The sequence below is a fragment of the Bacteroides salyersiae genome (assembly GCF_031172035.1).
In the GTDB taxonomy this organism is placed as follows: Bacteria; Bacteroidota; Bacteroidia; order Bacteroidales; family Bacteroidaceae; genus Bacteroides; species Bacteroides salyersiae.
Map to the genome: position 1 here is coordinate 645,182 of NZ_CP133452.1, position 20,623 is coordinate 665,804.

Annotated in this window: 16 protein-coding genes; 12 read left to right on the forward strand and 4 right to left on the reverse strand. The window is 43.0% G+C overall.

The window, feature by feature from the left end; all coding sequences use genetic code 11:
* The first annotated feature begins 92 nt into the window (after positions 1-92).
* The 4 genes from RB604_RS02620 (at position 93) to RB604_RS02635 (ending at position 6,907) form a co-directional block, all read left to right on the forward strand.
* The gene (locus RB604_RS02620; protein WP_007479947.1) at positions 93-653 is read left to right on the forward strand and encodes an RNA polymerase sigma-70 factor; all 561 of its coding nucleotides are present in this window, start codon (positions 93-95) and stop codon (positions 651-653) included.
* A 102-nt stretch (positions 654-755) separates the two neighbouring features.
* A complete protein-coding gene (locus tag RB604_RS02625; protein WP_005928845.1) occupies positions 756-1,688 on the forward strand; it encodes a FecR family protein in 933 nt (310 codons plus the stop codon).
* Positions 1,689-1,874: 186 nt separating this feature from the next.
* Positions 1,875-5,279 (forward strand): TonB-dependent receptor, encoded by a 3,405-nt coding sequence (locus RB604_RS02630; RefSeq protein WP_309008462.1) that lies wholly within the window; start codon positions 1,875-1,877, stop codon positions 5,277-5,279.
* A 20-nt stretch (positions 5,280-5,299) separates the two neighbouring features.
* Positions 5,300-6,907, forward strand: coding sequence for a SusD/RagB family nutrient-binding outer membrane lipoprotein (locus RB604_RS02635; protein ID WP_055293719.1), 1,608 nt, complete (start codon positions 5,300-5,302; stop codon positions 6,905-6,907).
* Between the two features lie 265 nt (positions 6,908-7,172).
* Here the strand turns inward: RB604_RS02635 and RB604_RS02640 are convergent, their stop codons facing one another.
* From RB604_RS02640 to RB604_RS02655, 4 genes are all read right to left on the reverse strand, one after another.
* A complete protein-coding gene (locus tag RB604_RS02640) occupies positions 7,173-8,993 on the reverse strand; it encodes a glycoside hydrolase family 2 protein (protein ID WP_055293721.1) in 1,821 nt (606 codons plus the stop codon).
* Between the two features lie 416 nt (positions 8,994-9,409).
* Positions 9,410-9,982 (reverse strand): DNA-3-methyladenine glycosylase I, encoded by a 573-nt coding sequence (locus RB604_RS02645; RefSeq protein WP_007479939.1) that lies wholly within the window; start codon positions 9,980-9,982, stop codon positions 9,410-9,412.
* Positions 9,983-10,054: 72 nt separating this feature from the next.
* Positions 10,055-11,116, reverse strand: coding sequence for a butyrate kinase (buk, locus tag RB604_RS02650; RefSeq protein ID WP_007479938.1), 1,062 nt, complete (start codon positions 11,114-11,116; stop codon positions 10,055-10,057).
* A 7-nt stretch (positions 11,117-11,123) separates the two neighbouring features.
* Positions 11,124-12,032, reverse strand: a complete 909-nt coding sequence (locus RB604_RS02655) for a phosphate acyltransferase (protein ID WP_005928831.1) — start codon at positions 12,030-12,032, stop codon at positions 11,124-11,126.
* A 165-nt stretch (positions 12,033-12,197) separates the two neighbouring features.
* On the opposite strand from RB604_RS02655, the gene RB604_RS02660 reads away from it, so the two are divergent.
* From RB604_RS02660 to RB604_RS02695, 8 genes are all read left to right on the forward strand, one after another.
* Positions 12,198-13,109, forward strand: coding sequence for a S66 peptidase family protein (locus tag RB604_RS02660; RefSeq protein ID WP_005928829.1), 912 nt, complete (start codon positions 12,198-12,200; stop codon positions 13,107-13,109).
* 73 nt (positions 13,110-13,182) lie between these two features.
* Positions 13,183-14,184, forward strand: coding sequence for a M20 family metallopeptidase (locus tag RB604_RS02665; RefSeq protein WP_044093863.1), 1,002 nt, complete (start codon positions 13,183-13,185; stop codon positions 14,182-14,184).
* 142 nt (positions 14,185-14,326) lie between these two features.
* A complete protein-coding gene (locus RB604_RS02670; protein ID WP_005928823.1) occupies positions 14,327-14,755 on the forward strand; it encodes a SufE family protein in 429 nt (142 codons plus the stop codon).
* Between the two features lie 413 nt (positions 14,756-15,168).
* Positions 15,169-17,331: an alpha-galactosidase gene (locus RB604_RS02675; RefSeq protein ID WP_007479932.1), complete on the forward strand. Its 2,163-nt coding sequence runs from the start codon at positions 15,169-15,171 to the stop codon at positions 17,329-17,331.
* 349 nt (positions 17,332-17,680) lie between these two features.
* On the forward strand, positions 17,681-18,769 hold the full coding sequence (locus tag RB604_RS02680; protein ID WP_055293723.1) for a hypothetical protein: 1,089 nt from the start codon (positions 17,681-17,683) through the stop codon (positions 18,767-18,769).
* An 18-nt stretch (positions 18,770-18,787) separates the two neighbouring features.
* Positions 18,788-19,810 (forward strand): RHS repeat-associated core domain-containing protein, encoded by a 1,023-nt coding sequence (locus RB604_RS02685; RefSeq protein WP_005928816.1) that lies wholly within the window; start codon positions 18,788-18,790, stop codon positions 19,808-19,810.
* Complete coding sequence (locus tag RB604_RS02690) at positions 19,800-20,234, forward strand: hypothetical protein (RefSeq protein ID WP_224203520.1); 435 nt, start codon at positions 19,800-19,802, stop codon at positions 20,232-20,234. Before RB604_RS02685 ends, RB604_RS02690 begins: the two co-directional genes overlap by 11 nt.
* Positions 20,235-20,274: 40 nt before the next feature.
* The gene (locus RB604_RS02695) at positions 20,275-20,559 is read left to right on the forward strand and encodes a hypothetical protein (RefSeq protein ID WP_224203521.1); all 285 of its coding nucleotides are present in this window, start codon (positions 20,275-20,277) and stop codon (positions 20,557-20,559) included.
* Positions 20,560-20,623: the final 64 nt, after the last annotated feature.

A 20,623-nucleotide genomic window follows, 5' to 3' on the forward strand; every position in this document is an offset into this window, starting at 1 on the left:
ATTCAGCCATTTTCTTTCCAATTAATTTGTTTTTCTCAAAAAGAATACGTTGCTTTGTTATAAGAAAAAGAAAAAACCTTTAAAACCAGTTAATGTCTCAGAGCAACCATCTTCATACCATGGATACTTTCACCCGGTTCTTTCAAGAGAACCAGGCCAAGTTTCTATCATTCGCTTATTCCTATATCAGAAATAAGACAGAGGCCGAAGATATACTGATGGAATCAATGATTGCTCTTTGGGAGAACCGCGATAAATGGGAAAATGATTCCAATCTACAAGCGCTATTACTAACCATTATCAAAAACAGGGCTTTAAACTATCTCGCACACGAACAAGTACGTCTGCGTGCGGAAGACGACATCAACACCCACCGGCAAAGAGAACTGAACTTACGCATATCTACCCTTGAAGCCTGCGAACCGGATACGATCTTCAACACAGAGATCCAACATATAGTCCGCAAAGCACTCACCAAAATGCCGGAACAAAGCCGGGATATATTCATATTGAGCCGCTATCAAAACACCCCTAACAAAATGATAGCTGAAAAACTCGGCATCTCCATCAAAAGTGTAGAGTTCCATATCACCAAAGCCCTAAAAATACTACGTACCGAACTAAAAGATTACCTGATCTCTATTCTTTTTTAAAAAAAGATTCTTTTTCCGTTAGGGTAACCTTAGGGTAACCTGTTATTATTATAGAAGGGGGAAGAAAGACCTCTCCCTATAATAACAGAAACAAAAAACCTTATGAACCAAGATCTATTATATAAGTATTTTAAAGGGAATGCCAATATCGAAGAAGAAAAGCAAATCCTTGATTGGGTAGACGCCTCCGATGAAAACAGAAAAGCGTTTCAAAAAGAACGTATGCTTTATGACATCGCCCTCTTCTCCGAAGAAAAACAATCCGAGCGTCTCAAAAGAAAAACCCGCATCCTGCCAATACTGCAATGGACAGCCCGTATTGCCGCAGTAATGATAATCTTATTCGGCAGCGGCCTTCTGTTCAAAGATTACCGGTATAATAAATCCGCCCAACTGCAAACAGTTGCAGTGCCCGCAGGGCAACGCGCACAAATCACACTGGCAGACGGAACCAAGGTATGGTTGAACTCTCAATCGACCCTGACTTATGCCAGTAACTTCGGACGCCAGGAAAGAAACGTCCTGCTGGACGGAGAAGCCTATTTTGAAGTTAGCAAGAACGAAAAGATTCCTTTTTTCGTCAATACCGAAACGAATAAAGTACGTGTGGTAGGCACCAGTTTTAATGTATGTGCCTATAACGGAAGCAACGAATTTGAAACGACCCTCGTAACGGGTATAGTCGACATCTATACCTTAAAAGGGGAAAAACCGATCACCCGCCTGGAAAAAGGAGAATTTTTCGGTTTATATAACGGAAAAGCACAAAAGAAAATCCTTCCTTCTTACGACTATCTGAGATGGAAAGAGGGCCTGTACTGTTTCGACGACTCCCCTCTGAGCTGCATGTTCTCTAAGTTGGAAAAATACTATAATGTAAAGATTACCGTCAATAATCCGAAATTATTAGATTACCATTGTACCGGCAAATTTAAAGAGCAAGACGGCATCGAACATATCCTCCGAGTGATTCAAAAAGATCATAAATTCACTTATCACATCAACGAAGAAAGAGATAGCATAGCCATAGAATAGGAAAAAAAGAGCTCAATAAAACCTTTAATTTAGTACTAACCCTTTAAAAACCAGAATGCACATGAAGTTATAAAAAATCCATTTATCCTCTAAAAAAGAGAATCGGAAAGTACCCCCATACTTTCCGATTCGAAACAGTCAAAAATCGACCTTAATCAATTTATTAACTTAACACATTACAAAGATATGAGAAAAATTTCTTTGAAAGGGCATTTATGCCCAAAAAGTTTAGCATTCAAGCAAATATTACTTACTATGAAGATTACTATTTTCTTTCTTTTGTTCGTAACATTCCAGGTCTACAGCGAAAACGGGTACTCTCAAAGCGCCAAAATCAGTATCCCCCGCTCAAGCTTGACGGTAAGTGAGTTACTATCCAAAATAGAATCACAGACCGATTATCTGTTTGTTTACAATAAACAGAATGTGGATACCAAACGCACCGTAACTGTCGATGCAGAAAATAAAGCCGTATCAGAAATACTGGATGAAGCGTTCGAAGGCACAGGTATCCATTATGTCATGGAAGGACACAACATTGTTCTTACCAGAAATAACGAAGATACAGCATCCGTACAACAAAACAAGCTTGCTATCAAAGGAATAGTAACCGATACAAAAGGCGAACCGATAATCGGCGCCAACATTTTGGAGAAAGGCACCACCAACGGTACAATCACCGATATAGATGGCAATTTCAGCCTGAACGTTCCTGCCGACGCCATTCTGGTGGTCACCTATGTAGGCTATCAGCCACAAACAATCAGTGTAAACGGGTTGAGGAATTTCAACATAAAGCTGGAAGAAGAAGCGCTCACCCTCGAAACCGTAGTAGTTACGGCAATGGGTATCAAGAAAAAAGAAGCTTCTTTGACTTACTCTACCCAGCAGCTCGGCGGCGATGAACTTACACGGGCCAAAGATCCGAACATGATCAATGCCCTGGCAGGAAAAACAGCCGGTGTACAGATCACCAAAAGTGCCGCCGGTTTGGGTGGATCGGCTAAAGTGGCCATCCGTGGTGCCCGTTCGGCTTTCGCTACCGGCAACAACCAGCCGTTGTATGTCATTGACGGTGTACCCATGCTGAACAACAGTACGGAATCGACTTCTACCGTAATGGGTGGCGAGAACGACGGTGTAAACCGGGATGCCGGTGACGGTATTTCCAATCTGAACCCGGACGACATCGAAAGTATGAATATACTAAAAGGAGCCTCCGCAGCCGCCCTATACGGCTCACAAGCTGCCAATGGCGTTATTCTGATAACAACCAAAAAAGGGAAAGCCGGTATGCAACGCATTACTTATTCTTCCAATCTGACCGTAGATCATGCCATCAGCCTGCCCGAATTTCAAAATTCTTACGGACGCCTGGAAAACGGGACAAGCAGTTGGGGCAACCAAGCGTCTCTCACCGATTATGATAATGCCGGAAATTTCTTTAACAACGGCATCACTGCTATGAATTCCGTATCCATCATGACGGGAAACGAAAAGATGCAGACCTATTTTTCTTATGCGAACACTACCGCCAAAGGTATCATCGATTCCAACAAATTGCAAAAACACAATCTTACTTTGCGAGAAACGGCAAACTTCTTCAACGAACGTTTGAAACTGGATGGAAATGCCAATCTGATGACGCAAACCATCAAGAACAGCCCGTCATCCGGCGGTTATTACCTCAACCCATTGGTAAATGTATACGGTTTCCCCCGTGGTATGGATATGGCTCCCTACCGGGACAGCTTCGAAACATACGACACCGACCGTAACATGAATCTCCAAAACTGGTATGTCACCAATGAAGACGGTACTATCAGCGAATGGGATCAGAATCCTTACTGGATTAAAAACCGGGTTACAAACAACAATAAACGCTATCGTGCCATGGCTGCCCTGACCGCAAGTGTGGAAGCTACGGAATGGCTGACCATCCAAGCCCGTGGTAATGTAGACTACGTAAGCGATAAATTTGAAAACAAAATGTATGCATCCACCTCACCGAATATTGCAGGAACATACGAAGGTAAAATGAACGGACGCTATGTGTGGTCGGACAACCAACAGTTGCTGCTCTACGGAGATGTAATGGCCATGTTCAACAAGACATTCGACAAGTTCTCCATAAACGGTGCAATCGGTGCAAGTATCAACGTCAGCACAGTCAACTCATTGATGATAGACTCCAAGACGGCTTCTCTATACCGTCCGAACGTATTTACCGTAGCCAATGTCGTGACCTCTTCAAAGGCGGGCATAACGCAAGAGATCGATTCCAGAAGAACGACCCAATCGGTATTTGCAACCGCCCAGTTGGGTTGGGACGAAGCAATCTATATGGACATTACTGCCCGTAACGATTGGTCTTCCACTTTAGCACATACCAACAGCATGAACTCCGGATTCTTCTATCCGTCAGTAGGGCTTACCTGGATTTTATCCAAAAGTCTGAGAATGCCGGATTGGATCTCTTTCAGTAAAATCCGAGGTTCATGGGCACAGGTAGGTAACGACCTTCCGATCGAAATCACCAATCCGGCCGATATCATTCAGGCAGGAGGTACCATCCAAGTCAATGATACCGAGCAGCGTGGCGACTTAAAACCGGAAATAAGCAATTCCATCGAGTTCGGAACAGAATGGCGCTTCTTCAGCAGTCGCCTGGGTATCGACTTCACCTGGTATCAGACAGACACGAAGAACCAATTGTTGAGAATGCCCAACCCGGCCGGTTCGCTTTTTGCATACCGCTATGTCAATGCCGGAAAAATCCGGAACAAAGGGTTCGAACTGACAGTCGATGCCACACCTCTTATGAATGATAATTTCCGTTGGAAAACCGCTATCAATGTATCGGCCAATCGCAATGAAGTGATCTCCCTCCATCCCGACTATACCCAATTCAGCTATGGACAAGAAGGTTTCTCCATGGCTTACCAAATGCGCATCAAGGAAGGTGGCAAGCTGGGTGACATCTATGGAAACGCATTTGCCCGCAATGCAGACGGTACCATTCAAACCAATGCCGACGGCACTCCAATCGGGAAAACCGGTAACCAAGACCTTTTGGGTAACAGTAACCCGGACTGCATGCTGGGATGGAGCAATACCTTTACTTACAAAGGATTCAGCCTTTACTTCCTGATCGATGCCCGTATCGGAGGGGATGTTATGTCACTCACACAGGCCGATCTCGATTCACGCGGGGTAACTAAGGAAACAGCAGAAGCCCGTGATCGCGGCTACGTAGAATATCAAGGCCAGAGATTCGAGAACGTCAAAGGATTCTACGGCACAACAGGTGGTCGTAACGGTATTTCCGAATACTATATGTATGATGCAACCAATATCCGCTTACGCGAATTATCGCTCGGCTATTCGTTTCCGCAGTCATTATTGGCAAAGACAAAAGTATTTAAAGGCATCGACCTCTCATTGGTAGCCCGCAACTTGTTCTTCTTCTACAAAGATGCACCGTTCGACCCGGATGCCACCCTGTCGGTAGGAAACAACAATCAAGGCATCGATGTCTTTGGTATGCCCACCACCCGTAACATCGGTTTCAACGTGAAATTTACATTTTAACCCTTTATCCACAGATCATTATGAAAAGATATAAATATATTGCAGCATTACTCATAGGAAGTTTGATCGGTTTTTCCGGATGTACCGATAATTTCGAATCGGACAATGAAATAAAAGGCGCCTTCAATGACGAAGTAAAAGAGTACGATTATCAAAAATACACGATGCCTCTCGAAATCATTCAATCCGGTATTTACTTTCAGTATAACTGGGGCGACGGAATCAATTGGCCCTGGCAGATCACTCAGGCTCTTCAACACGATATGTTCTCCGGTTATTTCCATGATCAGGTTTCGAAGTTCAATGACAAAAATTCTGTATATAAAATCAATACCGGATGGACGAATGCAGCCTGGAATTATACTTATAAATACATATTTCCCGTAGCCCACTCTTCCGAGCTGAACAGTGAAGGCGTAGAACAAGCCATTCACTATTATGGATTGACCCAAATTCTGAAAGTCGAGCTTATGCACCGCATCTCGGACACTTACGGCCCTGTAGTGTACAGCAAATTCGGAAACGGTGAAGTCAATTCCGTAGATACACAGCAAGAAGCGTATGCCGCTTTCTTCAGTGACCTTGACAAGGGAATCGATGCTATGGACAAATATCTGAAAAACGGAGGTGATGACCTTTCACTCAACGCCAACGACATGCTGAATGCCAAAAGCATAAAAGGCTGGATCAAGTTCGCTAATTCCCTGCGTCTCCGCCTGGCCATGCGTATATCCAACGTAGATAAAACAAATGCCGAAATCCAAGCTAAGAAAGCATTGGCAAATCCATACGGAGTACTTGAAGCCGCCAATGAAATCATCCAAGTTTCCGGACATGGCTATACCAATCCGCTCATCGCGATCGGCGGCTGGGGCGAAGCGTATATGGGTGCTACCATGGCCTCCGTGCTCAATGGTTACGAAGATCCCCGCCGGGAAAAATGGTATAACAAGGCAACTTTAAAAGGATATGAAAATGAATGGTTAGGAATACCGCAAGGTGTATTCATGCAAGAAGGCGATCCTAATTATTACGGTGGATATTCAGCTCTCAATACGGCCGGCGGCGAAACGACTCCGGCTATTCTGATGACAGCTGCCGAAGTCTGGTTTCTCCGTGCAGAAGCCGCTTTACGTGGGTTCAGCAACGAAACTCCCAAAACCTGTTATGAAACAGGTATAAAAACTTCATTTGCCCAATGGGGTGTGGGTGATGCAACCAACTATTTGGCAAGCGATAAAAAACCGTCGGACTATAAAGAAATGGTTCCTGCCAGTGGTGGAAAAGATATGAAAGCTCTTATCACCATCTCCCCTAAATGGAATGATACTGCCGGAAAAGAAGGACAATTAGAGCAAATCATTACTCAGAAATGGCTGGCTTGCTGGCCCGAAAGTTACGAAGCATGGAGTGAACAACGCCGTACCGGTTATCCTAAACTATTTAAGGTACAAACAAACAATAGTGGCGGTACCATCGATACGAATGATATGATACGCCGTCTGCCTTTCTCTACGGACGACGCAGATAAAGATCCCGTACAATACGATCTCCTAAAGAAAGCTCTCGGAGGTCCGGATCATGGCGGTACCCGTTTATGGTGGGATGCAGGCAAAAATAACTTCTAAAAAGCCCAAACATAAAGACTTTGATTAATGGTGTTTTCTCCGTATTAGTTTAGTGTTGTAAGGAGAAGATTGGAAGGAGTAAGATCGTGAGATTTTACTCCTTCGTATTTTAAGACTGCCGGTAACTTATTTTCATAAAAATCAGAATCCAAACGCTTGAAAGATTCGAAGCAAATCACTCTTATAACCGCAATGTTACAGCAAGAGCAACTCGATTTTTAAAACCTTCCCGAACATCTCACAAATAAAAAAATCGATATCCTCATCATTGATTCAATGAATCTACCAGTTTCTCGTTGATAGCCTTCAACTTCTTCCCGTCCAGCTTAATAACCTTCCTGTCATAAGTCATCAACCCGTTTACCTCTACTTCCACATCAGTAGTCTGTGTATAAACGGCTGCACTGAACCCGCGTGCAATCAAGTCATACAGTTGATTGGCATATTTAATGTATTCATTCGTCACATCTTCCGATGAATTAAACTGAACATAGCCCCAGTTACGGTTCGGTTCCCAGATATGATCTTTCACAACCCATCCTATACCGCCATATTCACCCAGTACATTGGCCCGTTGCCCGTCATAGAGATACATGTCAGGAGCCGGATAATTATGCAGATCGAGCATATCGCCACAAGTATAATGATTACCGCCACTCGCAGGATTCACCAGACGGGTAGGATCATACCGCTTCGTCCACTCGGCGATTTCCGGTGTTTTAAACTGCCCCCATGCTTCATTAAACGGCACCCATGTACCGATACAGGGATACGAATACAGACAATCCATGATCTCTTTCCATTCTTTGCGGTAACAAGCCTCCGACTCTGCCGAGCGCTTATTCTCCGTACCATCAAAATATCTGCGATTCTGCCATTCGGGACCACGATCACCACTCGGCATGTCCTGCCATACGATAATGCCCAGACGGTCACAATGGGTATACCAGCGTGCCGGCTCCACCTTGATGTGTTTACGGATCATATTATAACCGAAATCCTTGGTTTTCTGAATGTCATACAGTAAAGCCTCATCGGCAGGCGCCGTATACAGACCATCCGGCCACCAGCCCTGATCGAGGGGACCAAACTGGAATAAAGGTGCATTGTTCAATTCCAGACGAACAATCCCGTTGGCATCACGTCCGGTAGAGAATTTACGCATGGCAGCATAACTATCCACCTCGTCCACAGTCTTCCCTCCATTCTTCAATGCCACTTTCAGCGTGTAGAGGAAAGGAGAAGAAGGGCTCCACAATTTCATGTCGGCAGGCATGGCAATATCCACCGTTTCCCCATTCACACTTTTTCCGGTAGCCACCAGACGAGTTCCGTCGAATACATTCACTTCCAGCAAATCCGAAGCATCGATTTTATTCGTCAAGACTTTCACAGATAACTGATTCCTGTCAATATCGGGTGTAATACGCAAATTGGTGATATAATGACCGGCCACGGGTTCCAGCCACACTGTCTGCCATATTCCGGTGACCGGTGTATACCAAATACCTTCCGGGCGGTTTACCTGTTTTCCACGAGGCTGATAGCCGTCATCCGTCGGATCCCATACCTTTACAACCAGCTTGTTATCACCCTTACGGTTCATCGCTGCCGTTATGTCGAAAGAAAACGGAGTAAAACCTCCGGTATGGCTACCAACCTTCACATCATTTACCCACACGTCTGTTTTCCAGTCTACAGCACCAAAATGCAACAGTAGTTTCTTTTCTTTCCATGCCTGCGGCACACTGAATGTACGCCGATACCAGAGTTCTCTCTTTGCGCCTACCGTTTTTCCTACTCCCGAAAGAGAAGATTCTACCGCAAAAGGAACCAGAATCTGTCCGTCAAAGCTGGTAGGTATCCCCGGTTTACCGACTTTCGTAATTGCATAATCCCACAAACCGTTCAGATTTTTCCAGTCATCGCGAACCATTATCGGCCGGGGATATTCCGGTAACACTTCAGCTATATTTATCTCATCGGCCCACTTTGTTTTAATACGGTCTCCAGCCGGTTTCCACTGAGCAAAAGATACGGACACAAAAGAGATTAATAAAAAAGAGAAAAATAAAAGTTTCTTCATCGTGCTATGTTTTTAGTTTTAAATTTGCACAAAAATAGCCCGAAGTTCTCTTTCTGAATACAAGATTTAAGCCATTTAATAGTTCTATTATGCCAAATGAGGGTTTATAAGGAGAAATTAGAATCAAAATACAAAATTAAGGAGAGCAGTCCCATATATTCCTCCCGACAAAGCACATACCTTCCTGCTGTTGATAAATATATATTTTCAGAAGCAGAACATCCCCATGTTCTCAAGTAAAACATCCCCATGTTTTGAAATAGAACATCCCCATGTTGTACACCACAACATCCGGATGTTTTCATGCATCATCTACTATCCTAATGTCAAGTATACTCTATCATCAACAACTCATTACCACAGTGCTCGACCATAGCATAAGTATATCATGGTTATTGTGAAAGTTATATCGTGATTTATCCTTTTCGGCAAAAACAGTCCGCCAGATGATCATTGATAAACCCCGAAGCCTGCAAATGAGCGTAGCAAATGGTCGTCCCGAAGAATTTGAATCCCCTTTTTTTCATATCCTTGCTCATAGCATCGGATTCGGGAGACGATACCGGAATCTCACTCAATGAACGAAAAGTATTGATAATCGGTTTCCTGTCGGGAAAGAATGACAATGTATATTCATAAAAGCTACCGAACTCTTTTTGCAGACCGAGAAACAGCCTTGCATTGGTGATGGTCGACTTGATTTTCAGACGGTTTTTCACAATGCCGTCAAACTGCATCAACCGCTCTACATCTTCATCGGTCATTTGTGCCACCAACCCGGCATCAAAATTACAAAAAGCCTTGCGATATCCCTCCCGTTTCCTAAGGATCGTTATCCAGCTCAATCCGGCTTGCGCACCCTCCAATACAAGAAACTCAAACAGCGTCTTGTCGTCGGTCACCAATTTCCCCCACTCTTGATCATGGTATTTCACATACAGTTCGTCAGTTCCGCACCAACCGCAACGTCCGTTTATTATATCTTGCATAATCATAACATTTATAATACGTTTCAAAGATAATGGATTCACCGCAGCACACCAAATGCTCAACAAACTATTCTACTCATAAACAGCAACCGGCAATTCTCCCCGCAAAGCTCCCAATGCGTTCTGTGCCAAAGCCTCCAACTCATCCTCACCCGGATATACATGCACCGGTGCCAGAAAAGAGATGCGTGCCGTGAGGCGGGAAACTACATACTCGGAATGGGTTATTCCGCCAGTCAACAGGATAGCGTCGATTTTGCCGTAAAGGGTAACAGCCGCCGCACCGATACCTTTGGCTACCTGATAGATCATGGCATTCAATATCAGTTCGGCTTTTTGATCTCCTTTTTCGATAGAAGCCACGATAGCGGGAATATCGGTCGTACCCAAATGGGCTGTCAGCCCGGCACGACCGGAAATGCGTTTCTTTAATTCATCCTTTGTGAAACGCCCGCTATAACAAAGGTCGATCAATGGTCCTGCCGGAAGCGTGCCGGCACGTTCGGGTGAGAATGGCCCCTCACCGTCGAGCGCATTATTCACATCGATGGCACGGCCATGTTCATGCGCACCGATGGAAATTCCACCGCCAAGATGGCAAATCACCAGGTTCAGATCTTCGTATCTCGTATGATGCTCACGGGCATACCGACGAGCAATCGCCCGTTGATTCAACGCATGCCAGATGGTGATGCGCGGCATCAGAGGAGAGCCTGTAATGTGAGGAATCTCATCCATCTCGTCCACTACACCGGGATCTGCTATAAAGGCACGGCAACCGGGAAGCATGGAAGCCAACTCATCAGCTATGAGACACCCCAAGTTACAGGCATGCGTACGCATGGCATGAAGCGTATCCTGCCGCATGGCCTCATTCACCTCGTACACCCCGCCGGGAATAGGTTTCACCAAACCGCCACGACCGATAATGGCATCAAACCGGAAAGGAATGCCCTCCTTCTCCAATTCGGTAAGCACAAGTGATTTACGAAATTCGAACTGATCGGTCACCTCCGGGAAAACAGCCAGTTCTTCTACCGTATGTCGGATGTTTCGAACCAGCAACGGCGTTTCGTCTTCATAGACGGCAATCTTTGTCGAGGTAGAACCGGGATTAATGGCAAGAATCTTCATAAGTTGTTTATTTACAGGTGAGGCAGGCCATCGCCATGCTATAATATTTAGACAGACCGGAATCGCTACGCGAGGGCAATACAACCGGACAAACAGGACCTTGCAGCAGTCCCGCCATATCGGCATTGGCAAAAAGGGAAACCGACTTATAGAACGTATTGCCCGATTCTATATTAGGGAATATCAGTACATCCGCCTGCCCGTCGATAGGAGAAACAATTCCCTTTATGCTACCGCTTGCCTGTTCACAAGAAGTACGGACATCCAGCGGACCGTCAATAATTACATTACCGAATTCACCAGCCTCCGCCAACTCGACGATATTTACATAGTCCAGGGAATGAGGAAATTTGGCACTGACTTTCTCCGTGCAATGGATAAGAGAGATGCGCGGCTGTTCTATTCCGAAAGAACGGCAAGTATGAATGGCATACCAGATCATCTCGATACGTTGCTGCAAAGTAGGTCGCGGAATAACGGCAGCATCAGAAAAAAACAGCAGTTTATTATAAGTAGGTATCTGCATGACCGCAAGATGCGTCAGCACTTTCCCTTTGGGTAGCAGCCCTTTTTCCTTGTCCAAAATAGCATGAAGCAGATTATCCGTATTAATAATACCTTTCATCAGAATATCCGCACCGCCTTCACGGACAATACGCACTGCCTCTCGGGCCGCCTCATCCGAATCTTCCATATGGATCGTCTTTACATATTCCGGATATTTTCTCAGAGTCGGATACTTTTCAAGAATAGCCGAATCACCAATCATCAGGAACTCGGCAATTCCTTCTTCAAGAGCACGGGCTATGGCATATTCCGTATTGGCGTCATTGGCACATACTACCGCAATTCTCTTGCGTCGGTTCAGTGTTTTCAGATGGGAAGTCAGCTGATCGAAAGTTCTAATAGGTTCCATAACGTTAGATTTTTAGCAAATATCAGAAAAATGATTGAGAAATACAGCATAGTAAGGGAGAAAAATAACGCGTTTATATAACATTTTGTCATGGAAAGAAAAATTATTTTAAAAACTTATGTCATAATCCGGTGAATACGTACATTTGCAGAAATAACCGAACATATGAACAGCCTGATTCTTCCCCCTTATTTGCACGAAGGCGATAAAGTCGCCATCGTCTCTCCATCGAGCAAAATAGACAAATCATTTCTGAAAGGAGCGAAAAAGCGATTGGAATCCTGGGGACTGAAGGTGATTATGGGCAAACACGCCGGCAGTGCTTCCGGTAGATATGCCGGAACCGTCAAGCAACGTTTGAGCGACCTCCAAAGCATGATGAATGACCCGGAGATAAAGGCCATTTTCTGCAGTCGTGGCGGATACGGTGCGGTACACCTCGTACAGGCACTGGATTTCACCCTCTTTCGCGAATCCCCCAAATGGCTGATAGGATTCAGTGACATCACAGCATTGCACAATCTGATTCAATCCAACGGTTTTGCTTCTTTGCATGCCCCCATGGCACGGCATCTGACAGTAGAACCCGAAGACGATCCCTGTTCTCTGCATCTGAAAAATATTCTAAGCGGCACGTTACCGGAATACTCCTGTCCGAAACACAAATTGAACCGCCAGGGAACCGCCCGGGGGATTCTGAGAGGGGGGAATATGGCCGTATTTTACGGATTGCGCGGCACTCCTTACGACATTCCGCCCGAAGGCAGCATTCTGTTTATCGAAGACATCAGCGAACGCCCGCATGCCATAGAGCGTATGATGTATAATTTGAAGTTAGGAGGGGTACTTGAAAAGCTCTCCGGACTCATCATCGGTCAATTCACGGAATATGAAGAAGACCGTTCATTAGGGAAAGAGCTATACGCCGCACTGGCCGATCTGGTAAAAGAGTACGATTATCCGGTCTGTTTTGACTTTCCGGTAGGGCACGTCACCCGCAATCTTCCTCTGATCAACGGAGCGGAAGTAGAATTGAATGTCGGCAAGAAAGCAACAGAATTAAAGTTCATTTGTTAATAAACCATGTCCGCAGAAGCAAACTACAGTGAAAATCATTACTTTTGCCGATATAATACAACAGTTACTTAAAATGAAAAAGAATTATATCATGTCATTAGTGGGGTTATTATTACTTTTCACACTGTCACTTTCTTCTTGCGGCAACAAGAATAAAGCAAGCGAAATGACGAAAGAGACCGTAGCCACCATACAGGTACCTCAGTTCGATGCCGACAGTGCCTATCAATATGTAAAAGAACAGGTCGATTTCGGACCGCGTGTGCCCAACAGCAAAGGGCATGTGGCCTGCGGCAACTATCTTGCCGGACAACTGGAAAAGTTCGGTGCTACGGTTACCAACCAGTATGCCGATCTTATCGCCTATGACGGTACCCTGCTGAAAGCACGCAACATTATCGGTTCTTATAAGCCGGAAAATAAAAAGCGCATCGCCCTCTTTGCACACTGGGATACCCGTCCCTGGGCAGACAATGATCCGGATAAAAAGAACCACTATACGCCAATCTTAGGAGCCAATGACGGTGCAAGCGGTGTAGGAGTACTTCTTGAGATAGCCCGTCAGATTCAACAGCAACAACCCGAACTCGGTATCGATATCATCTTCCTCGATGCCGAAGACTACGGCACGCACCAGGCCAGTGGCAAGCATCAGGAGGACTCTTGGTGTCTGGGATCACAATACTGGGCACGCAATCCGCATGTGCCGGGGTATAACGCCCGTTTCGGCATATTGCTCGACATGGTAGGCGGCCAGCAACCTACTTTCTATCGCGAAAGCTATTCCGAAAAATATGCCAAAGATGTCAACCGGAAAGTCTGGAAAAAGGCTAACGAATTGGGATACGGAAAATATTTCATCGATGAAGTAATGGGGGGTGCTACAGACGACCACCTGTTCATCAACGAAATTGCCGGAATCAAGACGATCGACATCATCCCTTGTGACCCGGAAGGAGAATATTCGTTCGATCCTACATGGCACACAATCAAAGATGATATGGACAACATTGACCGGAATACCCTCAAGGCTGTGGGACAAACGGTGATGGGAGTCATTTACAACGAGAAATAAGAGAGGGGAAGCCTCTCCCCGACCCTCTCCGTGGGAGAGGGAGTAAAGTTGGATCTGTAACCGGATGGTAATCATAAAGCATCTTTGATCCCCTCTCCTGTGGAGAGGTTCTTGAAAGAAAGACCACCAAAATATTATAACTATGTCAATTAATGAATTACAAGACGAAGTAATTGCGGAATTCAGTGATTTCGACGACTGGATGGACCGCTATCAATTACTTATCGACTTAGGAAACGAGCAAGAAGCGCTCGATGAGAAATATAAAACGGAGCAAAACCTCATTGAAGGTTGCCAAAGCCGCGTGTGGTTGCAGGCGGATGAGGTGGACGGAAAAGTTATATTCAAAGCCGAAAGCGATGCGCTGATCGTAAAAGGCATCATAGCCCTACTGATTAAAGTCGTTTCGGGGCATACTCCGGACGAGATTCTGAATGCCGACCTTTACTTTATAGACAAAATAGGATTGAAAGAACACCTGTCTCCTACCCGGAGCAACGGATTGCTTTCGATGGTAAAACAAATGCGACTCTATGCATTGGCATTCAAAGCCAAAGAGAGTAAAGAATAAGATCCGGTCCGTCCGCCCGTCAGAAATGTGCAGAGGTCACAGAGTTACAATCAAAAGATGGTAAACTCTGTGACTTCTGTGCATTTTTTATGCCGGATCATTCATCTAACAAATGACGCAAAATATAGCTCACATGTAGAAAATCCCTCTCCACGTGCTTTCCATGCAGCATTATTGCTACAAAAGTCTCATTTATTGCCAAATTTACAACAGTATAAAACTTCCAAAACGGCTAACTTTGCCTTATCCGGGGCGTACTGTATACCTGTCTGTTTTTCCGGAATAACATGAATAAAGCAAAATAATCCATATTCAAAGTATTTTTCTCTATTTCCCTGTGCAGAAAAACCCGATTACTTTGCAATATGAATAAAACAGCAGAATTCATTTACAAACTAAATAGTATTTATACCATGAAATTAAAAGCGATTTTACTGGCAGGACTTCTCTGCCTCTCCGGCATCATCCATGCCGCAGATAACCCAGTAATAAAAATCGAGACGGCAACTACCAGCCTTATTTTCCGCGTAGGAGATAACGGCCGGCTCTATCAATCCTATCTGGGGAAACGACTTCACAACGAAGCCGACATCCGTCATCTGCCCCAAGGTACAGAGGGTTATCTGACACACGGTCTGGAAGATTATTATGAACCGGCCCTGCACATCGTACACAATGACGGCAATCCTTCGACATTGCTGAAATACACCTCACATAGCAGCCAAAAATTGACAGACGGTGCTACCGAAACGGTCATCACTCTGAATGACGACCAGTATCCGATCACCGTCAAACTGCATTATGTGGCCTATCCCGCCGAAAACATCATCAAGACATTCAGCGAAATCAGCCACAAAGAAAAAAAACCGGTCAGCTTGCAGAAGTATGCTTCATCCATGTTGCATCTGAACCGCAATAAATACTTCCTGACGGAATTTTGCGGTGACTGGTCACACGAAGCCAATGTCACCGAACGCGAACTGGCCTACGGTAAAAAAGTAATCGACACCAAATTAGGCGCACGCGCCAACATGTTCGTATCCCCTTTCTTCCAGGTATCACTGGATAATCCATCGGAAGAAAATGCCGGTGAGGTATTGGTAGGTACTTTAGGATGGACCGGTAACTTCCGTTTTACTTTCGAAGTAGATCATCAGAATCATCTGCGCGTCATCAGTGGTATCAACCCTTATGCATCGGAGTACAGCCTGCCGGCGAATGAAGTGTTCCGTACACCGGATTTCTACTTTACCTATAGTTTGGACGGTAAGGGACAGGCCAGCCGCAATTTCCACGACTGGGCGCGCCGCTATCAGGTGAAAGCCGGAGACGAAACACGCATGACGCTGCTCAACAACTGGGAAGCTACTTATTTTGATTTCAACGAAGATAAATTAGTTGCTCTTATCGGCGAAGCCAAACATTTAGGTGTAGACATGTTCCTGCTGGATGACGGATGGTTTGCCAATAAATACCCGCGCAGCAGTGATCATCAAGGTTTGGGCGACTGGACGGAAACCGCCGACAAACTGCCTAACGGCATCGGTAAGTTGACTGCCGAAGCAAAGAAACAAGGAGTCAAGTTCGGTATCTGGATCGAACCGGAAATGGTAAATCCAAAAAGTGAACTTTATGAAAAACATAAAGACTGGGTGATCCGTTTCCCCAATCGCGAAGAATATTATTTCCGCAACCAATTGGTACTCGACCTCAGTAATCCGGCCGTACAAGACCATGTATTCGGCGTAGTAGACCAACTGATGACAAAATATCCGGATATCGCTTTCTTTAAATGGGATTGCAACAGCCCCATCACCAACATTTATTCAACCTACCTGAAAGGGAAACAAACACATCTATATATAGACTATGTGCGCGGACTCTATAAAGTGCTTGAACGCGTCAAAGCCAAATATCCGAACTTGCCGATGATGCTCTGCGCCGGTGGCGGAGGACGTTCCGACTTCGAGGCATTGAAGTACTTTACAGAATTCTGGCCAAGTGACAACACCGATCCGATCGAACGCCTGTTCATCCAATGGGGATTCTCACAGGTATTCCCCAGCAAAACCCTGTGTGCACACGTGACTACATGGAACAAGAAAACCAGTGTCAAATTCCGTACCGACGTAGCCATGATGTGCAAATTAGGGTTCGACATCAAAATGGATGATCTGACAAACGACGAACAAACGTATTGCCGCCAAGCCGTACAGGAATATAATCGCCTGAAACCCGTTATTTTAGAGGGTGACCTTTATCGTCTCGTATCTCCTTATGAAGGTGAACGCGAACATACCTCTTCCATGTACATCAGCAAGGACAAAAGCAATGCAGTCGTATTTGCTTTCGATATCCATCCGCGCTACGGAGAACGGCTGCTTCCGGTACGTCTGCAAGGCTTGGAAGCTAACAGAATGTATAAAGTGAAAGAGATCAACCTGATGCCGGGCGCATGGCCCAGCTTGGGAGGAGATGATCAGGTTTATTCCGGAGAATACCTGATGACGGTAGGTCTCGGCCTGTTCACAGGACAAGATTTAAGCAGCCGCATCATAGAGGTTAGTGCCCAATAAGAAAATCCGTCAAGAGAAAGTACTATCTTATAAAAATTCTTCATTAGTATCCTGTGCCCCTGTATCTGCCCTCCGGCAGTGCAGGGGCACTAACTTTTTTAATCAGAATTCAATATAAAATTCATCTCGCACAATTTCTTCTCTTTTCACATAGTGGAATTTACTCAGCAAATAAGTAACTGAAATAGAAGTTTTTAAAAAATATGATGTAATCACTATTTTATTTCATATTTTTTTCTAATTTTGCTAACAACATAAATTCATTATGAAATGCCCATGATATAAAAAAACAATGTAATTTATAAAGTTAATTGAATAAGAATTTATGGTCATATAGACTTCGTAGAATATGAAAAGATTAATTTATATATTGCCTTTTATTGTATTTTTGCAATTAAATGCACAAACATTCGGTTCAGGTCAGAAATGGGCAGATTTTCATACCAACAAAAAGGCTTTATCTCATCCCGTACCTACCAATATCCAGAAACATTTCGACATTGCTATAAATGAAATAAGCCAGATGTTGAAAAGGGAAAAACCTTTAAGTTTTAAAAGGGCGGTTTTTCTTGTAGAGAATGCTTATTGTGAAGGCAAAATGAGTTGGGAGGATTATAACAATGAAATATTGAGAATAAAGCCCATACTTAATAAAATGATAGACAACCGCAATTTAAGACAATATAAAACCGCTGGAAATTGGGCTGTATTTACCTATATGTCTGATAGTATCCCGGAAAATAACTTCAAACCGTATCAATATGATTTTGAAAATTTCATGAGTGATTCGGATCTGGAAAGTTCTTTAGTTTCACGCCTTTTAAAAACCAAAAGAGGCAATTGTAGGTCCTTACCTTTTCTTTATAAGATTTTGGCCAATGAAGTGAATGTAGAGGCATTTATAGCAATTGCTCCTATGCACTGCTATGTAAAGCACAGGGATGAAAAAGGAAATTGGTGGAATTTGGAAATGACAACCGGATCTTTTTCACGATCAAGCTTTATTATGGAAACCTTCAATGTTTCCGAAATTGCTATAGAAAGCGGTTTGTTTATGAAATCATTGTCAGATATTGAATCTGTTGCATATTGCATATGTGACCTATTAAACTATTATGAGTATAAAACAGGAAGATATTCAGATGATTTTATCAGGAAATGTTACAGCATTGGTTTACAGTACTATCCCAATAGCCAATTGCAAACTAACAAAGGAAACGATTTAAAATTCCGATTAGACAGTAAAATAATCGATATGGGACTGAAAGGATATAGAGACATTATTAATTATCCGGAACTTATGAGAGAATTTGAAGCAATGGATTCCACGTTCCAATATCTTTCGAAAATTGGCTACTCTACAATAAAACCTGAAGATTATGAAAAGATGGTCAATGATATAAAAGTGAAACAGACAAAATTGAATACAGAGAAATAACATAAATCAGTATACATTATGAAAAGGCAAATTTTATTTTTGAGCATAATAACGTTTTTTGCGTTGAGTGCTTTGGCACAGACTCCTTATGACAATTTTGCACCGGAACAGAGTGTAAAATCAATGATTGAAATGCCCGAAACGAAATTCAAAGTAGTAAATTCGGACTCAAATAGCAAAATACATAGCATTGAGTTTGATAAAAACACCTTGTCTTTGAATTTATTAAATGAGAGCGACAGTGTGCTTAAATCAATTATCCTCAACCCAAATGAGAAAAAATTTATGTCGATTGATCCACATGCTGAAAAGTACTATAGTATTAGTCCCTATGCCTATTGTTTTAATAATCCCGTAAATGTTATTGATCCAGATGGAAAAGACAGCTATCTATTGATTTGGTTTTCAGGAAATAACGAAACTGGACATGCTGGAATTGCAATTGATAACTATAAACAACAAGAAGTCAGAGATAAGAAAGGAAATGTCGTATTAGACAGTAAAGGAAATCCCACTTATGAAATGGTCAAAGATGGGACTATGACATATTACGATTTGTGGCCCAATAGTCCTGTAGGAAAAACTGAGTTACAAAGCAATGTAAAATCTGATTACTCGAAAGGGGTGACAATCAATAGTTTATCTGATTTACAAACAAAAGATCCAACAGGATTGAGAAGTGGAAGTGTTAGTGCTGAAGGCAGAGCTGCTGATGGAATTGTGCAGATAAATACAACTTACGACCAAGATACAAAAATTCAAGGTTATGCTTCTAATACATCAAATTCGGGAAAAGCATATAATGCTAGCAGTTTTAATTGTTCTACATTTGCCGAAAATGCTTTAAAACAGGTATTTCCAACATTAGATGCCAGCCAGTTTGTGAAAATCCCAGGTGCTTTAAGGTTTATATATAACGACACAAGAGTTGTAGCACCAAACAATTTATACAATGCTACAATGGCATTACCAGGTGCTACAAATATAAAGGGGCCAAAATCTGTTGTTGCTAAACCTTATTTGCAATATTATGGAAAATAGACATTTAAAATCTTATATAATTATATCTGCGTTGATAATGCTTTCTTGTACCGAAAATAAATCCACAATTTTAGAAACCCCATTTGTAACGGTGGTGAAATTAGTATCTGCAGAACAAAGTTTGGCTTTTGAAGAAGCAATACAATACATAGATGTAATACAGGTATATTCAAAATTAGGGTTAGAAAATCCTGAATCGGATTGGAAAAGAACAATAAAACTTCAATACAATCTCGGTAAAGACAAAAAAATCTCAAACGATTTTAAATATTATGACTATAACATAGAAGAAACTATAACAGAAAATAATGCGGTCGTTTGTTTCAAAGCAAGGAATACAAACAGTTCTATAAAAAAGATAACTTACGGATTAGAAAAACGCCAAAACAGATGGATAGTTATTTATATTGATTATTTCAAATAGTATTTATCGTAGTAAATACTGTTTTGTGATTAAAAAAAACTTGAAAGGTAAATTAAATTCCACAGGTAATCAATCTATAAAAAATGGATATGAAGATATGCTATTCCTCACTACTATTAACTGTAGTCAGCCTTTGTTTATCATTGAGATTAGAGGCAGTCAGTCATACAGCCTACTTGGAGGTTTTGGAAGTAAAAAAAATAAAAAATTACTACCTATTCTTGATTGTATAATCAAACATGAGCAACAATGTGTTTACTATACTCCCAACTTAATTTTTAACATTTATTCCCGTAACCTTAACGATTCTATTGATGAAGTGTAAATCGCGCGATAGGTTCAATATTAACCAGATTAGAATTGGATGAGAAGTGCTTTGAATATGCCGG

What these genes read in the sequence shown, in the direction of transcription:
- RB604_RS02675 (WP_007479932.1), top strand. Translation starts at nt 15,169, where the DNA reads ATGAAATTAAAAGCGATTTTACTGGCAGGACTTCTCTGCCTCTCCGGC.
- RB604_RS02665 (WP_044093863.1), top strand. Translation starts at nt 13,183, where the DNA reads ATGAAAAAGAATTATATCATGTCATTAGTGGGGTTATTATTACTTTTC.
- RB604_RS02620 (WP_007479947.1), top strand. Translation starts at nt 93, where the DNA reads ATGTCTCAGAGCAACCATCTTCATACCATGGATACTTTCACCCGGTTC.
- RB604_RS02655 (WP_005928831.1), bottom strand. Translation starts at nt 12,032, where the DNA reads ATGGAACCTATTAGAACTTTCGATCAGCTGACTTCCCATCTGAAAACA.
- RB604_RS02670 (WP_005928823.1), top strand. Translation starts at nt 14,327, where the DNA reads ATGTCAATTAATGAATTACAAGACGAAGTAATTGCGGAATTCAGTGAT.
- RB604_RS02625 (WP_005928845.1), top strand. Translation starts at nt 756, where the DNA reads ATGAACCAAGATCTATTATATAAGTATTTTAAAGGGAATGCCAATATC.
- RB604_RS02630 (WP_309008462.1), top strand. Translation starts at nt 1,875, where the DNA reads ATGAGAAAAATTTCTTTGAAAGGGCATTTATGCCCAAAAAGTTTAGCA.
- RB604_RS02660 (WP_005928829.1), top strand. Translation starts at nt 12,198, where the DNA reads ATGAACAGCCTGATTCTTCCCCCTTATTTGCACGAAGGCGATAAAGTC.
- RB604_RS02645 (WP_007479939.1), bottom strand. Translation starts at nt 9,982, where the DNA reads ATGCAAGATATAATAAACGGACGTTGCGGTTGGTGCGGAACTGACGAA.
- RB604_RS02690 (WP_224203520.1), top strand. Translation starts at nt 19,800, where the DNA reads ATGGAAAATAGACATTTAAAATCTTATATAATTATATCTGCGTTGATA.
- buk (WP_007479938.1), bottom strand. Translation starts at nt 11,116, where the DNA reads ATGAAGATTCTTGCCATTAATCCCGGTTCTACCTCGACAAAGATTGCC.
- RB604_RS02635 (WP_055293719.1), top strand. Translation starts at nt 5,300, where the DNA reads ATGAAAAGATATAAATATATTGCAGCATTACTCATAGGAAGTTTGATC.
- RB604_RS02640 (WP_055293721.1), bottom strand. Translation starts at nt 8,993, where the DNA reads ATGAAGAAACTTTTATTTTTCTCTTTTTTATTAATCTCTTTTGTGTCC.
- RB604_RS02680 (WP_055293723.1), top strand. Translation starts at nt 17,681, where the DNA reads ATGAAAAGATTAATTTATATATTGCCTTTTATTGTATTTTTGCAATTA.
- RB604_RS02685 (WP_005928816.1), top strand. Translation starts at nt 18,788, where the DNA reads ATGAAAAGGCAAATTTTATTTTTGAGCATAATAACGTTTTTTGCGTTG.